At 38.6% G+C, this 21,595-nt stretch carries 26 protein-coding genes; 10 read left to right on the top strand and 16 right to left on the bottom strand.

Annotation, left to right across the window (positions count from 1 at the left end):
- Positions 1 to 215 precede the first annotated feature (215 nt).
- The 4 genes from ACG916_RS16635 to ACG916_RS16650 all read right to left on the bottom strand — a co-directional run bounded on the left by ACG916_RS16635 (position 216) and on the right by ACG916_RS16650 (position 2,934).
- On the bottom strand, positions 216 to 1,337 hold the full coding sequence (locus tag ACG916_RS16635) for a 5-(carboxyamino)imidazole ribonucleotide synthase (protein WP_105714714.1): 1,122 nt from the start codon (positions 1,335 to 1,337) through the stop codon (positions 216 to 218).
- Between the two features lie 16 nt (positions 1,338 to 1,353).
- Positions 1,354 to 1,866, bottom strand: a complete 513-nt coding sequence (gene purE / locus ACG916_RS16640; RefSeq protein WP_004718991.1) for a 5-(carboxyamino)imidazole ribonucleotide mutase — start codon at positions 1,864 to 1,866, stop codon at positions 1,354 to 1,356.
- Between the two features lie 282 nt (positions 1,867 to 2,148).
- Positions 2,149 to 2,493, bottom strand: a complete 345-nt coding sequence (locus tag ACG916_RS16645; RefSeq protein WP_034613299.1) for a DMT family protein — start codon at positions 2,491 to 2,493, stop codon at positions 2,149 to 2,151.
- Positions 2,494 to 2,547: 54 nt separating this feature from the next.
- Positions 2,548 to 2,934: a hypothetical protein gene (locus tag ACG916_RS16650; RefSeq protein WP_419330634.1), complete on the bottom strand. Its 387-nt coding sequence runs from the start codon at positions 2,932 to 2,934 to the stop codon at positions 2,548 to 2,550.
- 224 nt (positions 2,935 to 3,158) lie between these two features.
- Here ACG916_RS16650 and mpl point away from each other — a divergent pair, with 224 nt between their 5' ends.
- Positions 3,159 to 4,526 carry a UDP-N-acetylmuramate:L-alanyl-gamma-D-glutamyl-meso-diaminopimelate ligase gene (mpl, locus tag ACG916_RS16655; protein WP_056515502.1) on the top strand — a complete coding sequence of 456 codons (1,368 nt, stop codon included), beginning with the start codon at positions 3,159 to 3,161 and terminating at the stop codon, positions 4,524 to 4,526.
- A gap of 43 nt (positions 4,527 to 4,569) precedes the next feature.
- On the opposite strand, the gene ACG916_RS16660 is transcribed toward mpl, so the two are convergent.
- The 3 genes from ACG916_RS16660 to ACG916_RS16670 are packed head-to-tail and all read right to left on the bottom strand — an operon-like array spanning position 4,570 to position 5,629.
- A complete protein-coding gene (locus ACG916_RS16660) occupies positions 4,570 to 4,947 on the bottom strand; it encodes a hypothetical protein (protein ID WP_056515505.1) in 378 nt (125 codons plus the stop codon).
- 56 nt (positions 4,948 to 5,003) lie between these two features.
- On the bottom strand, positions 5,004 to 5,288 hold the full coding sequence (locus tag ACG916_RS16665) for a GNAT family N-acetyltransferase (RefSeq protein ID WP_004718976.1): 285 nt from the start codon (positions 5,286 to 5,288) through the stop codon (positions 5,004 to 5,006).
- A gap of 53 nt (positions 5,289 to 5,341) precedes the next feature.
- Positions 5,342 to 5,629 (bottom strand): GNAT family N-acetyltransferase, encoded by a 288-nt coding sequence (locus ACG916_RS16670; protein WP_004718974.1) that lies wholly within the window; start codon positions 5,627 to 5,629, stop codon positions 5,342 to 5,344.
- A 172-nt stretch (positions 5,630 to 5,801) separates the two neighbouring features.
- Between ACG916_RS16670 and ACG916_RS16675 the strand changes: the two genes are divergently transcribed.
- From ACG916_RS16675 to ACG916_RS16690, 4 genes are all read left to right on the top strand, one after another.
- Entirely contained in the window at positions 5,802 to 7,019 is a 1,218-nt protein-coding gene (locus tag ACG916_RS16675) for a sugar transporter (RefSeq protein WP_056515506.1), read from the top strand.
- Between the two features lie 449 nt (positions 7,020 to 7,468).
- The gene (locus ACG916_RS16680) at positions 7,469 to 7,615 is read left to right on the top strand and encodes a hypothetical protein (protein ID WP_327857932.1); all 147 of its coding nucleotides are present in this window, start codon (positions 7,469 to 7,471) and stop codon (positions 7,613 to 7,615) included.
- A 190-nt stretch (positions 7,616 to 7,805) separates the two neighbouring features.
- Complete coding sequence (locus tag ACG916_RS16685; RefSeq protein ID WP_419330632.1) at positions 7,806 to 8,345, top strand: cysteine hydrolase family protein; 540 nt, start codon at positions 7,806 to 7,808, stop codon at positions 8,343 to 8,345.
- A gap of 291 nt (positions 8,346 to 8,636) precedes the next feature.
- The gene (locus ACG916_RS16690) at positions 8,637 to 9,602 is read left to right on the top strand and encodes a TerC family protein (RefSeq protein WP_004718969.1); all 966 of its coding nucleotides are present in this window, start codon (positions 8,637 to 8,639) and stop codon (positions 9,600 to 9,602) included.
- 182 nt (positions 9,603 to 9,784) lie between these two features.
- Here the strand turns inward: ACG916_RS16690 and ACG916_RS16695 are convergent, their stop codons facing one another.
- Complete coding sequence (locus ACG916_RS16695) at positions 9,785 to 10,351, bottom strand: nucleotidyltransferase family protein (protein WP_419330630.1); 567 nt, start codon at positions 10,349 to 10,351, stop codon at positions 9,785 to 9,787.
- A gap of 243 nt (positions 10,352 to 10,594) precedes the next feature.
- Between ACG916_RS16695 and guaD the strand changes: the two genes are divergently transcribed.
- The 3 genes from guaD (at position 10,595) to ACG916_RS16710 (ending at position 13,136) form a co-directional block, all read left to right on the top strand.
- On the top strand, positions 10,595 to 11,926 hold the full coding sequence (gene guaD / locus ACG916_RS16700; RefSeq protein ID WP_419330628.1) for a guanine deaminase: 1,332 nt from the start codon (positions 10,595 to 10,597) through the stop codon (positions 11,924 to 11,926).
- Between the two features lie 232 nt (positions 11,927 to 12,158).
- A complete protein-coding gene (gene hpt / locus ACG916_RS16705) occupies positions 12,159 to 12,686 on the top strand; it encodes a hypoxanthine phosphoribosyltransferase (RefSeq protein WP_004718958.1) in 528 nt (175 codons plus the stop codon).
- Positions 12,687 to 12,884: 198 nt separating this feature from the next.
- Positions 12,885 to 13,136 (top strand): GlsB/YeaQ/YmgE family stress response membrane protein, encoded by a 252-nt coding sequence (locus tag ACG916_RS16710; RefSeq protein ID WP_004718955.1) that lies wholly within the window; start codon positions 12,885 to 12,887, stop codon positions 13,134 to 13,136.
- A gap of 68 nt (positions 13,137 to 13,204) precedes the next feature.
- On the opposite strand, the gene ACG916_RS16715 is transcribed toward ACG916_RS16710, so the two are convergent.
- Positions 13,205 to 13,906 carry a DsbC family protein gene (locus ACG916_RS16715; protein WP_056515522.1) on the bottom strand — a complete coding sequence of 234 codons (702 nt, stop codon included), beginning with the start codon at positions 13,904 to 13,906 and terminating at the stop codon, positions 13,205 to 13,207.
- Between the two features lie 156 nt (positions 13,907 to 14,062).
- Positions 14,063 to 15,025: a CDF family Co(II)/Ni(II) efflux transporter DmeF gene (gene dmeF / locus ACG916_RS16720; protein WP_419330626.1), complete on the bottom strand. Its 963-nt coding sequence runs from the start codon at positions 15,023 to 15,025 to the stop codon at positions 14,063 to 14,065.
- 87 nt (positions 15,026 to 15,112) lie between these two features.
- Here dmeF and ACG916_RS16725 point away from each other — a divergent pair, with 87 nt between their 5' ends.
- Together ACG916_RS16725 and ACG916_RS16730 are read left to right on the top strand one after the other, a co-directional pair.
- Complete coding sequence (locus ACG916_RS16725) at positions 15,113 to 15,379, top strand: metal/formaldehyde-sensitive transcriptional repressor (RefSeq protein WP_105714705.1); 267 nt, start codon at positions 15,113 to 15,115, stop codon at positions 15,377 to 15,379.
- A gap of 161 nt (positions 15,380 to 15,540) precedes the next feature.
- Positions 15,541 to 16,722, top strand: a complete 1,182-nt coding sequence (locus ACG916_RS16730; protein ID WP_056515528.1) for an MFS transporter — start codon at positions 15,541 to 15,543, stop codon at positions 16,720 to 16,722.
- A 32-nt stretch (positions 16,723 to 16,754) separates the two neighbouring features.
- On the opposite strand, the gene ACG916_RS16735 is transcribed toward ACG916_RS16730, so the two are convergent.
- The 6 genes from ACG916_RS16735 to rpmH form a co-directional block, all read right to left on the bottom strand.
- Positions 16,755 to 17,117, bottom strand: a complete 363-nt coding sequence (locus ACG916_RS16735; protein ID WP_419330624.1) for a NirD/YgiW/YdeI family stress tolerance protein — start codon at positions 17,115 to 17,117, stop codon at positions 16,755 to 16,757.
- A gap of 139 nt (positions 17,118 to 17,256) precedes the next feature.
- Positions 17,257 to 18,621, bottom strand: coding sequence for a tRNA uridine-5-carboxymethylaminomethyl(34) synthesis GTPase MnmE (gene mnmE / locus ACG916_RS16740; RefSeq protein WP_419330622.1), 1,365 nt, complete (start codon positions 18,619 to 18,621; stop codon positions 17,257 to 17,259).
- Positions 18,622 to 18,710: 89 nt separating this feature from the next.
- On the bottom strand, positions 18,711 to 20,450 hold the full coding sequence (yidC, locus tag ACG916_RS16745; RefSeq protein ID WP_004718941.1) for a membrane protein insertase YidC: 1,740 nt from the start codon (positions 20,448 to 20,450) through the stop codon (positions 18,711 to 18,713).
- 5 nt (positions 20,451 to 20,455) lie between these two features.
- The gene (gene yidD / locus ACG916_RS16750; RefSeq protein WP_004718939.1) at positions 20,456 to 20,776 is read right to left on the bottom strand and encodes a membrane protein insertion efficiency factor YidD; all 321 of its coding nucleotides are present in this window, start codon (positions 20,774 to 20,776) and stop codon (positions 20,456 to 20,458) included.
- A gap of 9 nt (positions 20,777 to 20,785) precedes the next feature.
- Complete coding sequence (rnpA, locus tag ACG916_RS16755) at positions 20,786 to 21,178, bottom strand: ribonuclease P protein component (protein WP_004718937.1); 393 nt, start codon at positions 21,176 to 21,178, stop codon at positions 20,786 to 20,788.
- Between the two features lie 33 nt (positions 21,179 to 21,211).
- Positions 21,212 to 21,346, bottom strand: a complete 135-nt coding sequence (rpmH, locus tag ACG916_RS16760; RefSeq protein ID WP_000831329.1) for a 50S ribosomal protein L34 — start codon at positions 21,344 to 21,346, stop codon at positions 21,212 to 21,214.
- Between the last annotated feature and the right edge of the window lie 249 nt (positions 21,347 to 21,595).

Here is a 21,595-nt window from a genome sequence, read left to right on the forward strand (position 1 = left end):
CCTTTAAATTTGAACTTTGAATTTAAAAATAGATGCTTGTTTTTCTGTTTATTGAAGCTGTTTTTATCATCATTCTTGTTTTTATAGCCCCAGAAAATGATCCATTTTTGGGTCATTGCTTAGCGATAAAATAGGGGGAGCGTCATGATACAGAACAGCAGAGTAGAAAAAAGCGGGCAAGAGTTTGACCGCTTTTTTTACATACAAAATCAAGCTTAAATGTTCATATCTTCGCTTAATGACAATGGATTCGGTAAAATCTTCGCCAATTGACGACATAAAGTCGTTAATTCAGCAGCATCATTTGGCATCAGGGTGATATGACCAATTTTACGACCTTCACGTTCTGTTTTATTGTAAAGGTGTAAATGTGCACCTTTTAACGCTAAAACATCTTCGGATTTAGGGTGTTGCCCGATGATATTTACCATCACTGTTGGTCGAACCACTTCGGTTGAACCGAGTGGTAAACCTGCCACTGCGCGAATGTGATTTTCAAATTGCGAACATACTGCGCCTTCAATTGACCAATGCCCAGAGTTATGCACACGTGGTGCCATCTCATTGGCATATAAGCCTTTTTCAGTCACAAACAATTCAAGTGTTAACACACCAACATAGTTCAAATGGTTTAACAAACGGGTGATGTATTCCTGCGCAACGGGCTGTAAATCAGCACTGTTTGGAGCAGGAACTATTGAATGCGAAAGAATACCATTGTGATGATGATTTTCAGCCAAAGGCCAAGTTTTTACATCACCATCAATACCACGCACCGCAATAATTGATACTTCACGAGAAAAAATCACAAAACTTTCAGCGATTAATGATCCTGCTGGCCCCAACTCAGCCCATGCCTGATCAATTTGATCGACTGAACGCAGTACAAATTGACCTTTACCATCATAACCACCTGTCGCAGTTTTAAGTACGATTGGTAAGCCTAATTCACTCACTGCAAGCTTAAGCATCTCCAATGAATCGACTGCTTTATACGGCGCAACAGGAATTTCCAGCTCATCAAATAAAGCTTTTTCAGAAAGGCGATGTTGTGCGATAGCTAAAGCTTGGCGTGGCGGATACAGATCTTTTTGCTTGGTTAATACATCAACATCAATCAATGGCGTATTTTCAAATTCCAGACTAAAAACATCTGCACTGGCAATAAAATCTTGTAACCCATTTTCAGCTTTGGTGCTAAAAACTTGTCCCAATATTGCAGATGGACAATCAGCATCAGCTTCAAAAAATGTGCATTGGATATTTAATGGGAGCGCAGCTTGCGCCATCATACGGCCGAGTTGACCACCACCAAAGATACCGATGGTTTTATTCATAACCTGTGTCCCGTTTTTAAGCTTGACCCGGAATATTTTTACTTGCCACTTTATCGGTTTGAGCGGCACGGAAATCTGCAACATTTTTTGCAATTTCAGGGCGAGTTAAACCTAAAATTTGAGCAGCCATGATTGCTGCATTGGTTGCACCCGCAGGGCCAATTGCCAAAGTGCCAACTGCAATACCTGCAGGCATTTGTACAATAGACAACAAAGAATCAACGCCATTTAAAATTGAAGATTTCACAGGAACACCCAATACAGGCAAATCTGTTTTTGCTGCGCACATTCCTGGTAAATGTGCTGCACCACCAGCACCAGCAATAATCACCTGAATACCACGTTCACGTGCTGTTTCAGCATATTCAAATAAGCGGTCTGGCGTACGATGCGCAGAAACTACTTCGGCTTCAAAAGGAACACCAAGCTGTTTCAGCATATTGGCAGTGTTTTCGAGAGTTGCCCAGTCTGATTGAGAACCCATAATAATTCCAACGAGAGGAGCGTCTTGTACAGCGGCCGCATTCATTGCATATATTCCATAAACGAATGTAAGGAAGTTTAAATACTGGTGATCAGTGTTTAAATGAATATCAAGAAGCTCGCTATTATAGACTGATTTTTCATCTCACGAAAATTTAACAGACGTAGGAAGTCAATTTTTTTTAAGGGAACAACCTAAAAGCCGTTTGATTTGAGAATAAATATGATCTCGAACTCATAAGCAGCAGGAAAATTGCTAAAGATTGGGACATGAGATGAATATGCTGTCTGAGTGAAATCCGTTTTAATTCACATCATCACAGCTCATCTACTGGCTTCTAAACACAAAAAACACGCAGCCCATCAAACATAAACCCGCCCATAAATAATCTAATTTAAATGGTTGTTTAAACAAGAAAATCATAAATGGAACAAACACCAACAGTGTGACCACTTCTTGGGTGATTTTCATTTGCCCCAACGACCAACCATGTTGCGCCAATAGACGTGTTGCGGGAATCATAAAGCTATATTCAAGTAAGGCAATGATCCAACCAAACAAGATCGCTTGCCACAGAGGTGCATCATGTAAGAATTTTAAATGCCCATACCAAGCCAAGGTCATAAAGCAGTTGGAGATAATTAGTAATAAAAGGGGGAGAGATAAAGCCATATTGATACCAATTAAATTATCAAGATATATTTTTGAACATTCAATGTCTGAACATTAAAGCGCTAAGGCAATTTTTTTACGTTTTTTGAAATAATAAATGAGCGAGCCTATTTCCAAAGTACCAAGCAACAATACAGTATCGAATACTTGTTTCAATAGCGATTGATCATCATAAAATGAGCTTAATAGACCAATTAAAGCAACCCAAATGAGATGAAAAATTAATCCATTTTTTAAGTTGTGATCTTTTGAGTCTTTTGTATTGAGGTATCCCATCCAAATGAACGCAAAATATTGGAAGAAGATTAAAATTACAGCTGCGACCATTAAGGGTATGGATATTATTTTTGCAATGCCTGCTATCAAAGCAGAAACAATAATCAAAAAAATAAAATAAGCGATATTTTTAATCAGCAGAAAGATAAAATCATGTATATCCATTTTTAATAGATAATTCAGAGTGTTCAATCGATATTAGCATTGATAGAAGAATAAAAATACCAAGTGAGAGTTCATTATTTTCAATAAAAACCCACCTTTAAAATCGTAACAAGAAAAACTATCTTTTCGCCTTAACCCTTGCTATCGTTGCTTTCAAATCAAATGAAACGGCTACACCACAACAACAAAGTGATGTGTCTATAAAAGCACTGGAGTTAACACGAATGCATCTGCATATTTTGGGTATTTGCGGCACCTTTATGGGTTCATTGGCGCTATTGGCGCGTGATTTAGGACATAAGGTCACCGGTTCAGATGCGAATGTTTATCCACCGATGTCGACCCAACTCGAAAATGCTGGCATTACCTTAATGCAAGGCTATGACCGTAGCCATTTACAGCCACATCCAGATCTTGTCATTGTAGGCAATGCAATGAAGCGTGGTATAGATGCAGTGGAATATATGCTCAATGAAGGTTTAGCATATATTTCAGGTCCACAATTCCTTGCTGACCATGTTTTACAAGGCAAACATGTACTTGGTGTTGCCGGTACCCATGGTAAAACTACCACAACAACAATGCTGGCTTGGGTACTGGATCAAGCAGGTTTAAATCCTGGCTTTTTAATTGGTGGTGTACCTTTAGGCTTTAGTGAAAGCGCACGTTTAGGTGGTGGAAAATATTTCTGTGTAGAAGCAGATGAATATGACTCTGCTTTTTTTGATAAACGCTCTAAGTTCGTACATTACCATCCAAAAACTGCGATTTTAAATAATCTTGAATTTGACCATGCCGATATTTTTGATGATCTAGCAGCGATTCAAAAACAGTTCCATCATTTGGTTCGTACTATTCCAAGTGAAGGTCGTATCATTGCCCCAATCACTGAAACCAATATTGATGAAGTGTTGCAAATGGGTTGTTGGACACCTGTCGTAAGGACTTCACTTGACGCCAATAACAATGCTGAAGTTTATGCTGAACAGCTTTCTACGGATGGTTCACATTTTAAAGTGCTTCAACACGGCGTAGTAAAGGGTGAAGTGAAATGGAATATGACAGGACAACACAGTGTTGCCAATGCTTTAGCAACCATTGCAGCAGCTGAACATGTCGGTGTTTCAATTGAAACAGCATGTGAAGCCTTATCGAATTTTGGTGGGGTGAAACGCCGAATGGAATTACTTGATACCGTAAATGGTATTGAGATATATGATGACTTTGCCCACCACCCAACTGCGATTGATACCACGCTTGAAGGTGCACGTAAACGTTTAGGTGAGCGTAAGCTTTGGGCGATTATTGAACCTCGTTCAAACACCATGCGTATGGGCAGTCATAAAGATGGCTTGGCACATTCTGCACGTCTTGCAGATGAAGTGATGTGGTATCAACCTGAAGGTCTGGACTGGGATTTACAGCCGGTCATTGACGCTGCAAGCAATAAAGCCGTTGTGGCTCGTACACTGGATGACATTATCAGTACCGTTGTTACACAAGCAGGTGAGGGCGATGCTGTGGTGATTATGTCCAATGGTGGTTTTGGTGGATTACATCAAAAATTGATTGCAGCATTAAAAGCAAAATAAGCCAAAATAAAGTGTAAAAAACCCACAAATTTTTGTGGGTTTTTTATTGATTTACTGTAGGTGTCTTTTCAATAAATTTAAAATCCTTAAGCTTGACCCAGCCTTCGACTAGATCATCTTCTATATTTTGATTTGGATCATTAAATATCACATAAACCCAGTCTTGTTTTTTTCTGTCTTTATAGATTGAATAAGCCGTGACATTATCATTTTGAAGCACAAAAGTATCATTCATCTTACAGATGTTTTTGGGTGCTGAATAAAAATAAATACGATGTTTAGATTTGCCTAACAACTCCCAACGTGGCTGTATTTCTTGCTCTTTTTTATAGGTGTGTATATTTAATTCAAAACAACTCATTGCTAAACTGAACGATGAACTGCTCAATAACAATACAGTGATTATCATTTTTTTAAACATGTTTAATCTTCTAACCGAATCTGAATGACCCAATGAGCATTGGGCACACAATAAAGCTAAGCTTTCACATCAACAAAACTTTTATCCCGTCTAAACATGACTTCGACATAGGAACAAGTTGGTACAATTTTAAGCTGCTTTTCACGCGCAAATTCAACCAAAGTATCTAACAACTGACGCGCAATTCCTTGACCACGTAAGGAGTCATCTACCCAAGTATGGTTCGCAATGATCTGATGCTCACCATGCCATAAATAACTGATCTCAGCAATTCGCTTACCTTGCTCATTATCGAAGTAAAATTCACCTTTTTGTTGATTATCTACATGTTGGAATTGCATATATTCTTTCTCATGGATGTTCTATAACACAATTCCACTGTAGCAAAGCAACCTTAAGATTTCAAAACATCATGAATCGATTGATCTTTATCAAACACTGATTTTGAAAAAGGGCAGAGTGGAATAATTTTCACATTCTTTGAGCGAGCCATCTCTACAACTTGATCTAATAATTTTCGACCTACACTTTGACCACGCAATTCATCTTCTACAACTGTATGGTCAATAATCAACATATTTTCACCCGCCCATGTGTACGCCATTTCAGCCAAATGGTGACCTTCTTCACCAATATAAAATTCACCTTTTTTACCATCATCTTTATGTCTGATTTCTAACATTTTATTTACTCTTATATACGTTTAAATTTATAGGCCTATTCAAAATGCCATAACTATATTTGAATTATTGTTAAATTTTGTCTGACAGTTCTATTTTTTATACAACAAACTTAGCTTAACTTTATCCACAATTCAGCCTAAAATTTAGCGCTAACCTCTTTTAATATTGACCATGTCTGCCTTATCTCCCCAAACTCCAGCACCACAATCTGCCCCCAGTGAATCCCAGCAATGGATCAGTGTGATTAGCCTTGCTTTTGCAGCATTTATTTTCAATACCACAGAATTCGTTCCTGTTGCTTTACTGAGTGACATTGGAAAAAGCTTTGCGATGCCTGCAACTGATGTTGGTATCATGATTACTCTATATGCATGGGTCGTTGCACCCATTTCATTGCCGATCATGTTATTGACCAAAAATATTGAACGACGGTTTTTACTGATCATCTTGTTTATGGTCTTTGTGGCCAGTCATGCATTATCTTATTTTGCATGGAGTTTCGATGTACTCCTGATCAGTCGAATTGGTATCGCATTTTCTCATGCTTTATTTTGGTCAATCACTGCATCACTGGCAGTACGAGTCGCACCCAAAGGTAAGGAATTTCAAGCTTTGGGGTTATTGGCCACAGGTACAGCATTGGCGATGGTTTTAGGTATTCCATTTGGACGAATGATTGGTGAATCTTATGGTTGGCGTAATACTTTCGCTTTGATTGCAATTGGTGCGGCTATAGTTTGCGTCATCTTAGCCAAAACATTGCCACGCTTACCAAGCGTCAATTCAGGTTCTCTGAGTAGTTTAAAGGTATTTTTAAAACGCCCAAGCCTAATGATTGTTTTTGCTCTGACCATTATTGTGATTACCGCGCAATTTACCGCATACAGTTATATCGAACCTTTTGCTCTGAATGTTGCACATTTTAGCTCGACACAGACCACAACCTTATTATTAATCTATGGCGCAGCGGGTTTCTTTGGCTCTTATTTATTTGGTAAATTTGCCAAAAAATATCCCAAACTCCCAATACCCTTAAGTAGTGCTGTACTGGCTGTTTCGATGTTATTGCTGACTTCACTGAGCACTGATTTTACCAGCTTTAGTCTACTGAGTTTATTTTGGGGTATGGCGATTATTTGCTTTAGCTTAGCTCAACAAGCCAAAACCTTAGCTTTAGCTTCTGATGCCACTGATGTCGCGATGGCAATTTATTCAGGACTTTACAATGTAGGTATTGGTGGTGGTGCTTTGCTTGGCGGGCTAGTAACCACCAGTTATGGGCTCAACCATATTGGCATCGTTGGCGGTATAATCGCTGTTCTTGGGACACTATTAGCTTTAGTGCTTGTACAACGTAAAGATTTTATTCAAAAAAATAGGGTCTGTTGACAATTCGTCTACGTTTGCGACTACGTGTGTTTTTTAGGCGATACTAGGCGCGAAATACGAAATTTAGTCATTCTAAATAATGAGAAACATCGTTTCGCAAGGTAACAACGTAGCGGCAAAAAACACACTAGTCCCCCGCTGCGCCTTGCGCTGCAAACAAAGCAGTGCTTTGTTCTTGCTCAGGGTTGTGGTTAAAATTATCTCAGCCTTCGTTATGAAACTCGAAAATAGACCCACTATTCTCTTCGTTTAATGCCTTGCCTGCTCAATTTTAACCTACAACGCAAGCCATTTATGAAATGCCAACAGACCCTAAATATCTTTTTACAAGTTTTAAAGTGACATGCTGAGTTAAAAACTTTAATTTGATAAAAGTTAACTTGGCTTTAAGGTCAAAAAAGACATCGTGCGAACAGTAAAGGTGTATGTAAGTATTAAGGAGCAATTCGATGGCATTGACCACCTCACCCAAGGAAAAACCGAATACTTCAGAAAAGCCTCGAGTCTTGACCCAATCTGAGATCACAGCACTACGACAAGACATAAAGCAGTCAATTGCGTGGGCACAAGCTGAACTGCGCCGTCGACACAATTAACCCAGTGCGGACGTAAAGTCCGATATAGGCAATAACTGCAATGCAACCAATCATTTTATTTAAATTATTAACCACCACACTGCATCGGCAGTGTGGACGTATACATTAAAATAAAATGTAGAAACCAACCCTGCCAATGAGCGGGGTTATTTTTTGCTCCGTGATTTGGTCAATATTTACGGAGAAACTCATGTCTGAGTATCACAATAAACAAGCCTTACTCGTTATTGATCTACAAAATGGCCTATTTCATGCACAGCATCCTCCATTTCAAGCTGATCAATTGTTGAAAAACGTCAATCAGCTCATTGAATATGCGCGTGTTAAACACATTCCGATTTTTGCGATACGTCATGTTGGTTTAGCTGGCACAGGACTCGAACCAAATAGTCCAATGACTCAACTCATTGCTGAATTAAATATTGATCCTAATACAGATTACATCTTAGAAAAAACACGGCCAAATTGCTTTTTCCAAACAGATTTAGCACAACAATTAGAATCTTTAAATGTTGAAGAAGTGATCATCTGTGGTTTAAAAACTGAATTTTGTATCGATAGCACAAGCCGTGCAGCAAAAGACTTAAATTATAAAGTGACATTAATTTCAGATGCGCACAGCACAAGAGATTCAAAGGTTCTCAATGCGGACCGTATTATTCAGCATCATAATTCAACGCTCAATCAAGCTTTTGTTGCGCTAAAAACCAGCGCTGAATTTTGTACATAAAATAAACTACATAAAAATACATTCAAAATTTGCACATTTTTAATAAATATGCGATTCTCACTAGATATTAAGAAATGAAAGATTTCTTACACAGTATATTGAACAAGGGGAGTAGCCTCCTTTATCAGAATATCGTCATTACGCTTTGAAAAAAGCCGGTATCTGAGCATTTGAGATTGATGTACATAACTCAAATGTAGGCAAGACCTTGATCATGTTGACACAGATGTTTAATCATCTGGCAACAGGTCAAGGTTTTTTTATGCCTGATTGCCAGATTCGGAGAGTTTTATGGAAACTATTGGCAATCCATGGCTGTATCTAGCGTTCTTCGCTATTGTTATTGTCATGCTACTGATCGACTTTTTAGGCTTTAAACAAAAAGAAGGGCAAGAAGTCAAAATTAAAACTGCTGCCTACTGGAGCATTGCATGGGTCAGTGTTGCAGCGTTATTTGGTGGTGGTTTATGGCTGTATCTACAACAAACCGCGGGTGTTTCAATTGCCAATAGCAAAGTCATGGAATACTTTGCAGGTTATCTACTTGAAAAATCATTAGCGATTGACAATGTCTTTGTCTGGTTGATGATCTTTGCTGCATTTGCGATTCCACAAGGCTTACAACGTAAAATTCTGCTCTATGGTGTATTAGGTGCAATTATTTTACGTACCATCTTTATTTTTATTGGCGCCTGGTTCGTTCAAGAATTCTCTTGGGTGCTTTATCTCTTTGGTGCTTTCTTGGTTTATACAGGCTACAAATTCCTTAAAGGACAGGATGAAGAAGAAACCAATATCGAAGATATGGCTATTCTAAAGTGGTTGCGTAAACACATGCGAATCACCCCAAAATTAGAAGGTGCTCAATTCTTTGTTCGTCAAAATGGCGTGTTGTGGGCAACCCCGTTATTCCTAGTCTTAATTTTAGTTGAAGCTTCCGATGTGATCTTCGCGGTCGATTCTATTCCAGCGATTTTTGCGGTGACCAGTGACCCATTTATTGTCTTAACTGCAAATTTAATGGCGATCTTAGGTCTACGTGCAATGTTCTTCTTGTTGTCGGGTGCCGCGTCTAAGATGCATTATTTGCCTTATGGCCTAGGCATCATCTTAGTCTTCATTGGCTTTAAAATGTTAATGCTGGATGTCTTCCATATGCCGATTTGGATTTCGTTAGGTTTTATTGTGATTGTCTTGGCAATTACCGCTTGGCTCTCTATTCGCCATAGCAAAAAGCACCATGAAACAACCTTATAAACACTAGATAAAGCCTTCCAATTGGAAGGCTTTTTTATGATCAACAATACTCAACGATTTAAATTGTATGGACAGTATTGAAATGAGATCTTTATCCATCAGCATAATCATCTGTTGTAATAGCCATCTGTTGTCTTGGAGTATGATCTTCACTATGGTTTGATTAATTTAAATCTGATCCCCTAATCATCCACAACAACCAGCTTTTCCCATCTGGTTAAAAACTGTTTAGCCTGAATCCGTGCTAAAAAAACTGGATAACTGACCAAACGTTTATTCCATCTCAATTTTAATTCAAATAAATCATTTAGCCCAAACGGCGCAATAATTTCGATATCATCATTTTCAAGTAAACGTACTGCAATTGCGGTTGCTGTTTCAACCCATACGGATAAAGCATCGAATAAGGATTGGTATTGAGAGATAGAGCTTGCATCATCTGTTTTATACCACAAATGCACATAGGCTTGATTGACCACATCCCATTCATTATTGGGAAATTTTTGCTTTAACAATTCAGTCAAACGATGCTCTTTAAAGCCTTGTTGATCATTTAAATCATAGAAAATCACATCGATTTCAATCTGATCAAATCCATAATCCTGATGATGTAAAATAGACCATACCAAGTTACGAATTACACCTGCACTCAAGTATGCATGTGCATGAATATCTCGCAAATACTGTAACCGAAGCATCAATTCAGGGCATGAATAGATGATCTGTTTTAACTGTTTAGTATTGTCCATTGTTGTCTTATATCACCATTTTCCAAGACTGTAGCGATTGTTGCTATCAAGATAAACTCACAATATAGAATATGCCTTCAGCCACTAATTTTAGTTATATTTCGATAAAAATTTCCCTGCGCTAAAACAATAAAAAATAACGTTATTCAATTTTTTAGAATGCTTTCACGCAAAACTGCATACAGCACCTGATACAAATTTCAGGTACAATCAATCGAAAAAAGGATAAATTGCAGGTTCTACATGTCTTGTGTTGTACAGAAAACAGCGGTTCGTGGGCGTTTTCTTGATATTAAAAATACCGTTTCTCAAGCAGCTCAAATATTAGATCAAGTTCGTTATATCGAAGATGGTTTACTGGTCACAGAGCAAGGCAAAATCACATGGTTTGGCCCTTGGGAAGATGCACAGTCTCACCTGACAGATGATATTCAAATTGATCACTACCCAGAACAACTGATTGTGCCTGGTTTTATTGACAGCCATATTCATTTTCCACAAACAGAAATGGTGGGTGCATATGGTGAACAACTTTTAGAATGGTTAAATACCTATACTTTTCCAACAGAAATTCAGTTTGCAGATAAAACCTATGCCGACAAAATCGCACAGTTTTTTGTCCAAGAATTACTTAAAAATGGCACCACGACAGCACTGGTTTTTTGTACGGTACATCCCCAATCAGTCGATGCCTTATTTGAAGCGGCAGAACAGCATCAGATGCGTTTAATCGCAGGTAAAGTCATGATGGACCGTCATGCACCTGAAGCACTGACAGACACTGCTGAAAGCGCATATCTTGACTCTAAAGCACTGATTGAAAAATGGCATGGTAAAGGTCGTAACCTATATGCCATTACTCCGCGTTTTGCTCCAACCTCTACACCTGAGCAATTAGCAAAAGCAGGGCAGTTAAAAGCCGAGTATCCAACGGTATATGTACATACCCATCTCAGTGAAAATAAAAATGAAATTGCATGGGTCAAAGACTTATTCCCAGAGCAGAAAGGTTATCTGGATGTCTATCACCACTATGGTTTAACAGGAGAACGTTCTGTTTTCGCACATTGTGTTCATTTAGAAGAGCATGAGTGGGATTGCATGCATGCAACTGATTCAGCGATTGCATTTTGCCCGACATCAAACTTATTTTTGGGAAGTGGTTTATTCCCATTAAAAAAATCCTGGGAAAAACAGGTCAAAGTCGGCTTAGGAACAGATATTGGTGCAGGAACAGCCTTTTGCCAATTACAAACCCTCAATGAAGCCTACAAAGTGCAACAACTCCAAGGTGATAAACTTTCGGCGATGGAATCACTTTATCATGCAACGCTTGGTGGAGCGAAAGCGTTACATTTGGATGCGCAATTGGGCAATTTCAATATCGGTAAAGAAGCCGATTTTGTTGTGCTAGATTTAAAAGCAACGGCGCTACAACAACTGCGTCAGGAACGTGCTAAAAACATAGACGATGCATTATTTGCCTTATTTACCATGGGGGATGATCGCAATATTCAAGCCACCTATATTTATGGACAAAAAGCCTATGAGCAAAACCAAACAAAAACCGCGTAAATCAAAGAAAAAACTGATTTTGATTGGTACAGTTTTTGTGATCTGTGCATTCGTTTTAAAACGTGATGCACATTGATCATTTCGGCTTAAATTAGGGCATTTACATTTTCAAATGTCAAAAAAGATGCATCTTGATCTGATATGTTTTAAAATTATGTCATCTTTTAGGGTGTTGCTAGTCAACACCTTTTTTAATTTTAGAATTTGATGTTTAGTTTTTTAGGTATTTCCCATGACTATTGAAATGAAAGTGATGATTTCTGCTGAAGAAATTCATGCAAAAGTTCAGGAACTTGGTAAAAAAATTGATGCGCATTATGCCAATAGCGATAAAGAACTTGTCTTAATTGGTTTATTGCGTGGTTCAGTGATTTTTATGGCTGATTTATGTCGTGCAATCAGTAAGACTCATGAACTCGATTTTATGACCGTTTCAAGCTATGGTGGCAGTACAACATCTTCTCGTGATGTCAGAATCCTCAAAGATTTAGACGGCGAAATTCGCGGTAAGGATATCTTAGTCGTGGAAGATATTATTGACTCTGGCAATACCTTAAGCAAAGTATTGGAAATTTTAAGTACACGTCATCCCAACTCGATCGAGCTGTGTACTTTAGTCAGCAAACCGTCTCGCCGTGAAATCGACTTAGATGTGAAATTTCTTGGCTTTGAAGTTGAAGATAAATTCATTGTGGGCTATGGCTTAGACTATGATCAAAAATATCGTCACATTCCATTTATTGGAGAAATTGGTCTTTAATTGAGACCTCATCACATCATTTTAACTAAAATGAGTTAAGCGACTTCGGTCGCTTTTTTTATTTTTTTAGCTGTTGTAGTGAACAAAAATGCAACAACTTGTAGCAAATAAGCGCTTTTACTTCACTAGAGAATATTTGATTATTAAACTAATTCGATGCAGTAACTCACGACAAAATAAAGAAAAAGGAGAAAGATTATGATGTCACTGATTAGTGCAATTGTGATTGGTTTTATTGCAGGTTTGATTGCACGTGCAATTCACCCAGGTGATGATAAAGCTGGCTTCATTGTAACAACAGCACTCGGTATTGTAGGTTCATTGGTTGCAACCTATGGAGGTCAATTACTCGGCCTATATCCAAAAGGTGCATCAGCTGGATTTATTGCCTCAGTCATTGGTGCAATAGTGGTACTCTTTATCTATAACATGATTGCCAAACGTACTTAAATTTTCTCCTCAATATAAAAAGCACCCTCGATGGGTGCTTTTTTACGCTATCAGTTTCTAAGCGCTGTTTATAATCCAAAATTTTTCCATATTTTCTCAATTTCTTCGGCAGGGTAGGCACCCATCACCTTATAACCATTTGAGAAAATAATTGCAGGTGTTCCATGCAAACCTAATTTTTTACCTAATTCCAAATTACGCTCGATTGGCGTTGCACAATTTGCTGGTGCAGTTGGTTTAATCCCATTTTGAATCAAATTTTTCCATGCATATTCTTTATTTGCAGAACACCATACTTGCTTAGATGGCAAAATCGATTGTGCTTTGATGGAATAGATAAATGTATAAATTGTCACATCATTGAGCTTGGCTAAATTCCCTTCAAGCGTCTTGCAATATGGGCAATTTGGGTCAGAAAAGATTGCAAGCTGACGCTTACCATTCCCCCTGACTGTTTTTACAGCATCATTCAAAGGTAATGCTTTAAAATCTATCGTATTTTCTTTAACTGCTAAATCTTTGGTTAAATTATGCTGATCTTTCAAACGAATCATTGAACCAATAAATAAATGCTGAGCATCCTCATTGACATAAACAATTTGATTATCCAAGGTCCCACTATATAAACCCTGCATTTCTGTTGTTTGCAGGTTATTAATTTTTACATTGGGATACTGCTGTGCTAATTTTGCTTTCACAGTCTCAACACTGGCAAAACCAGCTGTACAAAAAGCCAGACTTAAGCTCAATGCGATAAATTGCTTTAACATAAATCGATAAAATCAAAATAAATATTGAGATGCATTAAAGCATAATTCATCAGCTGACTTGTTTAAAAACTGTGATTGATCCTTATCTCTGTTTGCAATGGTTCTCTACCAATCACAGTACCTTGAACTGTTAAAAAAGCTGTACTTTATTCTTGCTCAGGTTTCACGTGAAACCCAACTAAACATCGCGGTTTTGTTGATTTCAACAGAAATATGCACCAATTGTTGATGAATAGATAAAGCGTGGCGTACCTGATCAGCATTTAAACTTTTATCATTGGATTCAAGCGCTAAAATCACTGAAAATTTGGCTTTGGCGACTTTCCACACATGAATATCGGTTATTTTTGCTTCAACATTTAGATGCTCAATCACTTCACGTACTTCATCGACTACAGGATGATCCATTTCCGCATCTAATAATGTTTGCGCCGTTTCTTTGATTAAACCATATGACCAACGTCCGACTAAAATTGCCCCAACAATACCCAATACAGCATCCAAAAAGTCCCAACCCAAATACTTTGCAGCAAAAAGAGCAATAATCGCCAAGACAGAGGTCAGTGCATCTGCAACCACATGTAAAAACGCAGCTTTTTGATTTAAATCATGTCCATGATGGTCATTATGTCTATGTGAATGATGGTGATGGTGATGGTGATGGTCAGCATGATCGTGTAATAGCCATGCACAAACCAAATTGACCAGTAAACCTAAAATAGCAATCAAAATCGCTTCATTATAATGAATCTGCACAGGATGGAATAAACGCACTAGCGACTGGAAGGCCATAAATAAGGCCACCACCATCAATAGAATTGCACTGCTATAGCCAGCAAGAATTTCAATTTTCCATGTACCAAAACTAAAACGAGAATCCTGCGCATAATAACGAGCAGCTCGATAAGCAGCATAAGCCAAACCTAATGCCAACATATGCGAACTCATATGCCAACCATCTGCGAGTAAGGCCATGGAATTAAAAATCCAGCCTCCCGCAATCTCAAAAATCATCATCAATCCAGTCAAAATGGTCGCCCATAAGATTTTTTTTTGTGCTAAAGGATTACCTTGATCAAATTGATGGCTATGCTTTCGCTGAATGGTCTTGAATTGCATGAGGCGTGATCCTATATACTCCCCATGAGTATATAATTTCAATTTAAAATATACTATAAGGGAGTATATTAAATAGCGGATTAATTTATGAGTCATTTACATCAAGATAAAAAAGTCCTCAATCGTGTGAAACGACTAAAAGGACAAATTCATGCGATTGAAGAAGCTTTGGCTGATCAGAGCAGCTCATGTATCAGCGTTTTACAGCAAGTTGCGGCAATTAAAGGTGCCGTGAATGGCTTAATGAATGAATTGATTGAGCAGCATTTAACTGAGCATGTGATTAAAGACGCTCAAGCCGTGGATGAAGCTGAATTACAAGAATTTTTAAAGCTGCTAAAACGCTATTCATAACTCAATTCACAGTCATCTATGCTTGAATGTTCAAGTTTCCATTGACCCTTTACTGATTAAGTTTTAATCTTTCCATACTCAATTCCTTCCATGCCGAACTTTGTATTGAACAGGTTTGGCATTTTTATCTGCAAAACATTTGCATTTTAAGTCCTATATTTATGAATCAACAATCATGGCGTTCATTTTTAATGATCAGCCTAGCCTTATGTATTGGTACGATTGGTACGGCGCTTGCTAGCCCCTTATATCCAATTTATCAACAACTTTGGCAATTACTCCCAAGCCAGATCACCTATATTTTCGTGGCCTATATGTTTGGTTGCTTAACCACATTATTATTTTTAGGACGTAGCAGTAATAGTTTTGGTTTTATTCGTACCTTACAAATCGGGCTATTGTTTGCTGTAATTGGCCTAACACTGTCGGTGTTTGCATCAACCACCTATTTGCTTGGATTTGGCCGCTTTATCATTGGTATTGCCTCTGGATTAATCAGCACCTCCGCAATGTTAGGTTTAATTTATACCATTCCTGACTCACATAAACAGAATGCAGCACAGTTAAGTTCAATTATTACCGTGATTGGCTTTGGACTGGGCCCGTTTATTGGTGGTGCAATCGCACAATTTTCTGATCGCCCACTTGTCACACCTTATTTACCCGTAATTGTTGCAGCAATCATCAGTTTGCTGAGTTTATTTACGATTAAAACCATGAGGTTTGAAAGGCAGCCATTTTCTATTGCACCCCACTTACAACTGCCAGAAGCTCAATTTAAAAAACTGTTTTATATCGCCAGTTTTACCGCATTCTGTGCTTTTGGCTCATTTAGTTTATTTGCCTCATTGGCACCCTCTTTTATTCGAGATGTGATTCCTTGGCATGGACCATTGGTCAGTGGTGCAACCATTGCCAGTATCTTAATGGTTTCTGCGATCGTCCAATTTATCGCAAAGTCTTTTGATATGCATAAAGCATTGAATACTGGCTTAGTCTTATTGATTTCCAGCTATATTATTTTATCGATCTGTATGACCATGCATTGGAGTTTCTTATTCTTTTTGAGTGTGGTTTTGGTTGGAATGGGGCATGGTTTAACGTTACTGAGTGCTTTTGCATTGATTCACCACATGACCAATGTTGAAAATCGGGCAGCTGTGGTTTCCACTTATTTGTTTATTGCCTATTTTGGTACCATTGTGCCGATCATTAGCGCAGGCTTTTTATCTGATCATTTCGGTTTAATGGTTGGTGTTTTAGGCTTTTGTGCAGGAATTGGTATCTTATGTATTTATTTATTGATCAGTCATTTAAAAATTAAAGTTGGATCAAACATCTAGGCGCTGTGCGCCTAGATGTTGGTTAAAAGCAATTATTGAATAATCTCAATTTTAACAACTTCTATATCAGTGGGTTTATAGCGGTGAGTATCGACTTCCCCCACAACTTTAACTTTGGTACCCGGTTTTAACTTTTTTAAATCGATAAGATCGTCATCCACTTCGATCCCGATAGTTCCTGTGCTGTCTTTTAGCTCATAATGTTCATGTTTTATTTGACGAACAATTGTCCCCGTCAAGGTGACAGCTGTTTCATCATTGGCATGTATTGCTTGTCCAATGGTGATCTTGTTTTTGGCAGCTTCTTGAATAATCACATGATCATCTTTACCCGCCCAAACATTTGACGTCATCACTAAAACAGCAATCGCAAGCAATAAAGGAGTTTTTTTCATGAAAAGAAGCCTTTGTTGAATATGTAATTGATCTTACAGTAAACAATTCTAAGATTGATGTAAATTCAGCTTACAAAAGCACAACTTTTCATCAAAAAAAGCGGACTTATGTCCGCTTTTAAGCTGTTAGAGTAAAGGATTACTTTCCAATACAGAACGAGCCAAAAATTACCCCTAACAGATCATCTGCACTAAAATCGCCTGTGATCTCAGCTAAGGCATTCTGTGCTAAACGTAACGATTCAGCGACCAGTTCACCCGCATGATAGACCTCAAGTTGCTCATGTGCTTCTGCAAGATAGTGCTGAGTGCGCTTCATTGCGTCTAAATGGCGTGTCCGTGCAATAAAGGTATCTTCTTCAGGATGGAAGCCAGCATGCGCTGTAATCGCATCTATAAGCGCTTGTACTCCCATTTCCTGTTTGGCCGACACGCTAATATGGCGAAAACCTTGAAAATCACTTAATTCAGGTGATTGCGCAGTTAAATCACATTTGTTACCAATCAACATCAAGCGTTTAGTTTCTAAATGATCTTCAAAATAGCGCTGAGCAAGTGCTAAAGGATTTTCACCTTGGCTCAGGTCATAAACCAAAAGTAATAAATCCGCTTGCTCAATTTCTTTGATTGCTCGGCGGATGCCTTCTTTTTCGACCACATCACCTGTCTCACGTAAGCCCGCAGTATCGGTCAGTGTGATGGGTAAGCCATTTAAAGTAATTTTCTCATGCAGTACATCACGCGTCGTTCCTGCAATATCCGTAACAATGGCACGGTCATTTCCCGCCAAGGCATTCAATAACGAAGATTTACCCGCATTTGGCTTACCTGCGATCACCACTTGCAGACCTTCACGTAATAATTGCCCCTGACGCGCAGAGTGTTGTACAGCAGAGACTGAAGCCTGCACATCTTCAAGCAGATGAAGAATTTTTCCATCTGCCAAAAAGTCGATTTCCTCTTCTGGGAAATCAATCGCCGCTTCAACATGCAAACGTAAATGAATCAGTTTTTCCAACACGGTATTCACTTTATTGGAAAACGCACCTTGCAAAGAACGTACTGCTGAACGCGCAGCGGCTTGTGAGGTAGCATCAATTAAATCTGCAATCGCTTCAGCTTGAACCAAGTCCATTTTGCCATTTTCAAAGGCTCGCATGGAAAACTCGCCTGCTTTGGCGGCAATAGCACCCAGCTCGAACAATCGTGCAAGAAGTGCATTTTGAATTACAGGACCACCATGTCCCTGCAATTCCACCACATCTTCACCAGTAAACGAGTTTGGATTTGGAAAGCAAATTGCTAGCCCCTCATCCATCACTTCACCTTTTTCATCAAAAAACTGACGAAAACCAGCAAAACGAGCTTGAGGGAGTTCTTTGTGCGTTAACGCCTGTGCAATGCTATAAGCTTTTGGTCCAGAAAGACGAATCACACCTACACCGCCACGTCCAGGAGGAGTCGCAATTGCTGCAATTGTGGTTTGGCTTAAAGGGTTGCTCATCTAAATTACTCAAACTTTGACAATAAAAAAATCCGCCTAAGATTACCATCTTAAGCGGATTTTTTCAGCTATTGCTTAATCTATGAAGATTAAACCACTTCGCTTGCGACTTTGGCTTTAGCAACATTTTTGTTGATAAACCATTGTTGCAGAATCGTGATCGAGTTGTTCACAATCCAGTATAAAACCAAGCCAGAAGGGAAGAACAGCATAAATACTGTAAACATGATCGGCATGATTTTGAAGACTTTAGCTTGCATTGGATCAGTAGGTTGTGGGTTCAACATTTGTTGAACAAACATCGTTACACCCATGATCAACGGCAAAATAAACCAAGGATCCATCGCAGATAAATCTTGAATCCAAAGCATCCATGGTGCATGACGAAGCTCTACAGATTCCATCAATACCCAATACAATGCTAAGAAGATTGGCATTTGCAACAGCAATGGTAAACAACCTGCAAGTGGATTGACTTGCTCACGTTTGTAAAGCGCCATCATTTCTTGTGAGAAACGCATGCGGTCTTCACCAAACTCTTCTTTCATGCGTTGCATTTCAGGTGCAATCACACGCATTTTCGCCATAGAACGATAGCTCTTAGATGACAATGGCCAAAGAATAAGCTTAACCAATACAGTCAATAAGATAATTGACCAGCCCCAGTTACCTACAAGATTATGGAAGAACTGTAAGCCAGCAAATAATAATTTTGCAATTGGCCATAACCAACCATAGTCTACAGTTTGGTTTAAACCAACAGCCAAGTCTTTTAATTCAGATTGAATTTTTGGACCTGAGTAGAACGTTGCATCAATGCTCATTGCTTTTCCAGCTGGAACATTGATGGTTGGAGAAGTAAATCCGATGATATTCATACCATCTGCAGATTTACGAGATTCCAATTTTGCTGTGTATTCTTGACCGCCAAAATGACCAGGCATCCAAGCACTTACAAAATAATGCTGAACAATCGCAACCCATCCGCCTTTTGCTTCAGTGTTGAGTTTTTCATCAGTAAAATTTGCAAATTTTAGCTTGTTATAATGCTCATCAGGTGTACCCCAAGCGCCACCCAAATATGTTCCAAGTGTAAAAATCCCTTGAGAGGTTTTTCCTGGATCATCGGAGTTATCACGCTTAATTTGACCAAACATTTGTCCTTGCCAATTTTGCGCACTACGGTTGACAACCTGATAGCTTACATCGATTGGGTATTGACCTTGTTTAAAGGTAAATGTTTTGATGATTTCAACGCCATCTGCTGTTTTAAATACCATTGGCACAGCTAAAACTTGCGATGTTTTGCCATCTTTGTCTTTGGCTGCTTTGGCATCTGCAATAGTATAAGCAGTTTTTTCAAACGCATAGTTTGGACGATCTGGTTTACTGTCCGGACCATTCAATCCAATTAACCCAGATTGCGCAACATAGGTACGTTTTGCATCACTTTCAAGCATAACAAAAGGCTGATCACTGTCTTTGCTCTTGTCATGATTCAGTAATTCAATACGAACAATATCACCACCTTTAGGACTAATCCAAAGATGATAAAGGTCAGTTTGTACTGAAATCAATTGTTGATTTGCTGTGGCTGGTGCAGCTGTATTCTGTTGTGCAGCAGCTATATTTGCTTGTGGAACATCGCTAGTGGCCGCAGTTGCTTGACCTTTTGGCAGATCGGCAGACACATCATGCGCTACAACAGCCTGCGGTGTCGCAGCCTTCGATGTATTGTCATGACCATAGTCTTTTTGCCAAGCCAAAATGAGCAAATATGCGGTGACTAACATGGCCCCAAGGATTGCAAACCTGGCCCATTGTTGCATATCTATTACCCCAAGTGGTTAGAGTGATTTTGGTTCAATAAACGTTCACGCAAGGGTACAGGAACATGAAGCGTTTGAGAATCTATTTGCTGAAATGAAATAAAACGAATTGTTTTTTTTGGCACAGGATCATAACCATAACCACCCCAAGGATGACAACGACACACGCGTTTGGTCGCTAACCAGCTACCTTTTAATGCGCCGTGCGTATGGATCGCTTCTAACGAATATTGAGAACAAGTCGGAATATAACGACAACGAGGTCCAATGAGAGGACTAATCGCAATTTGATAGAAACGAATCAACCAATGCAATAAACGAATCATTGGTATCCTCTATTTTTGAGGGGAAGATTGAGCTATTTTATGGTGCTTTTTAACAATGCGCTGCAATTTCAACCAAGCAAATTGTAATTGCTGAAAAAGCTCAGCATTTGGAACTGCTTCTATACCAACTTTAGGCATCACCACAATATCCAATAAATCTATATTTTGCTGGTTTAAGCGAAAACTTTCACGCGTTAAACGTTTTATTCGATTTCTTTCATGCGCACGGCGCACTTTCTTCTTTGCAACAACAATACCCAAACGGCTTTTAGGCTGTTCGGTGACTTTTGCTAAGAATATAAAATGGGGTTGATGCACTTTAAAAAGCGCACCATCAAATACATCTTTGTAATCAGCAGCGCAGTGGATTCTCACCTCTGGACTGAAACTATAAAGAGACATAACACCCAAGTCGTCTATCAACTGTCTAAAAAATTAAACAGTTAAACTATGACGGCCTTTTGCACGACGGCGAGCTAATACTTGACGACCAGCCTTAGTAGCCATACGAGCACGGAAACCATGAACACGCTTGCGCTTTAATTCAGATGGTTGGAATGTACGTTTCATATCGAAACTCCAAAATTGATCTTTTCTAAAGGTTCGCGATTGTATTGTGCATTCTTTATTCTGTCAATAAATATACACATTTCTTTTATATAGACGCTTTATTTTTACCCAGACAACAACTTTATATAGATTAAATTGAATAAATTATTAAAAATATATATTCACAGCATAACTTATTCTTTTATAATGCAAATAAGAGTTACACACAGATATATCCTCAAAGTTATCCATAGGCCGATTCACAATTTA

This window comes from Acinetobacter legionensis, from assembly GCF_048552295.1.
Classification (GTDB): Bacteria; Pseudomonadota; Gammaproteobacteria; order Pseudomonadales; family Moraxellaceae; genus Acinetobacter.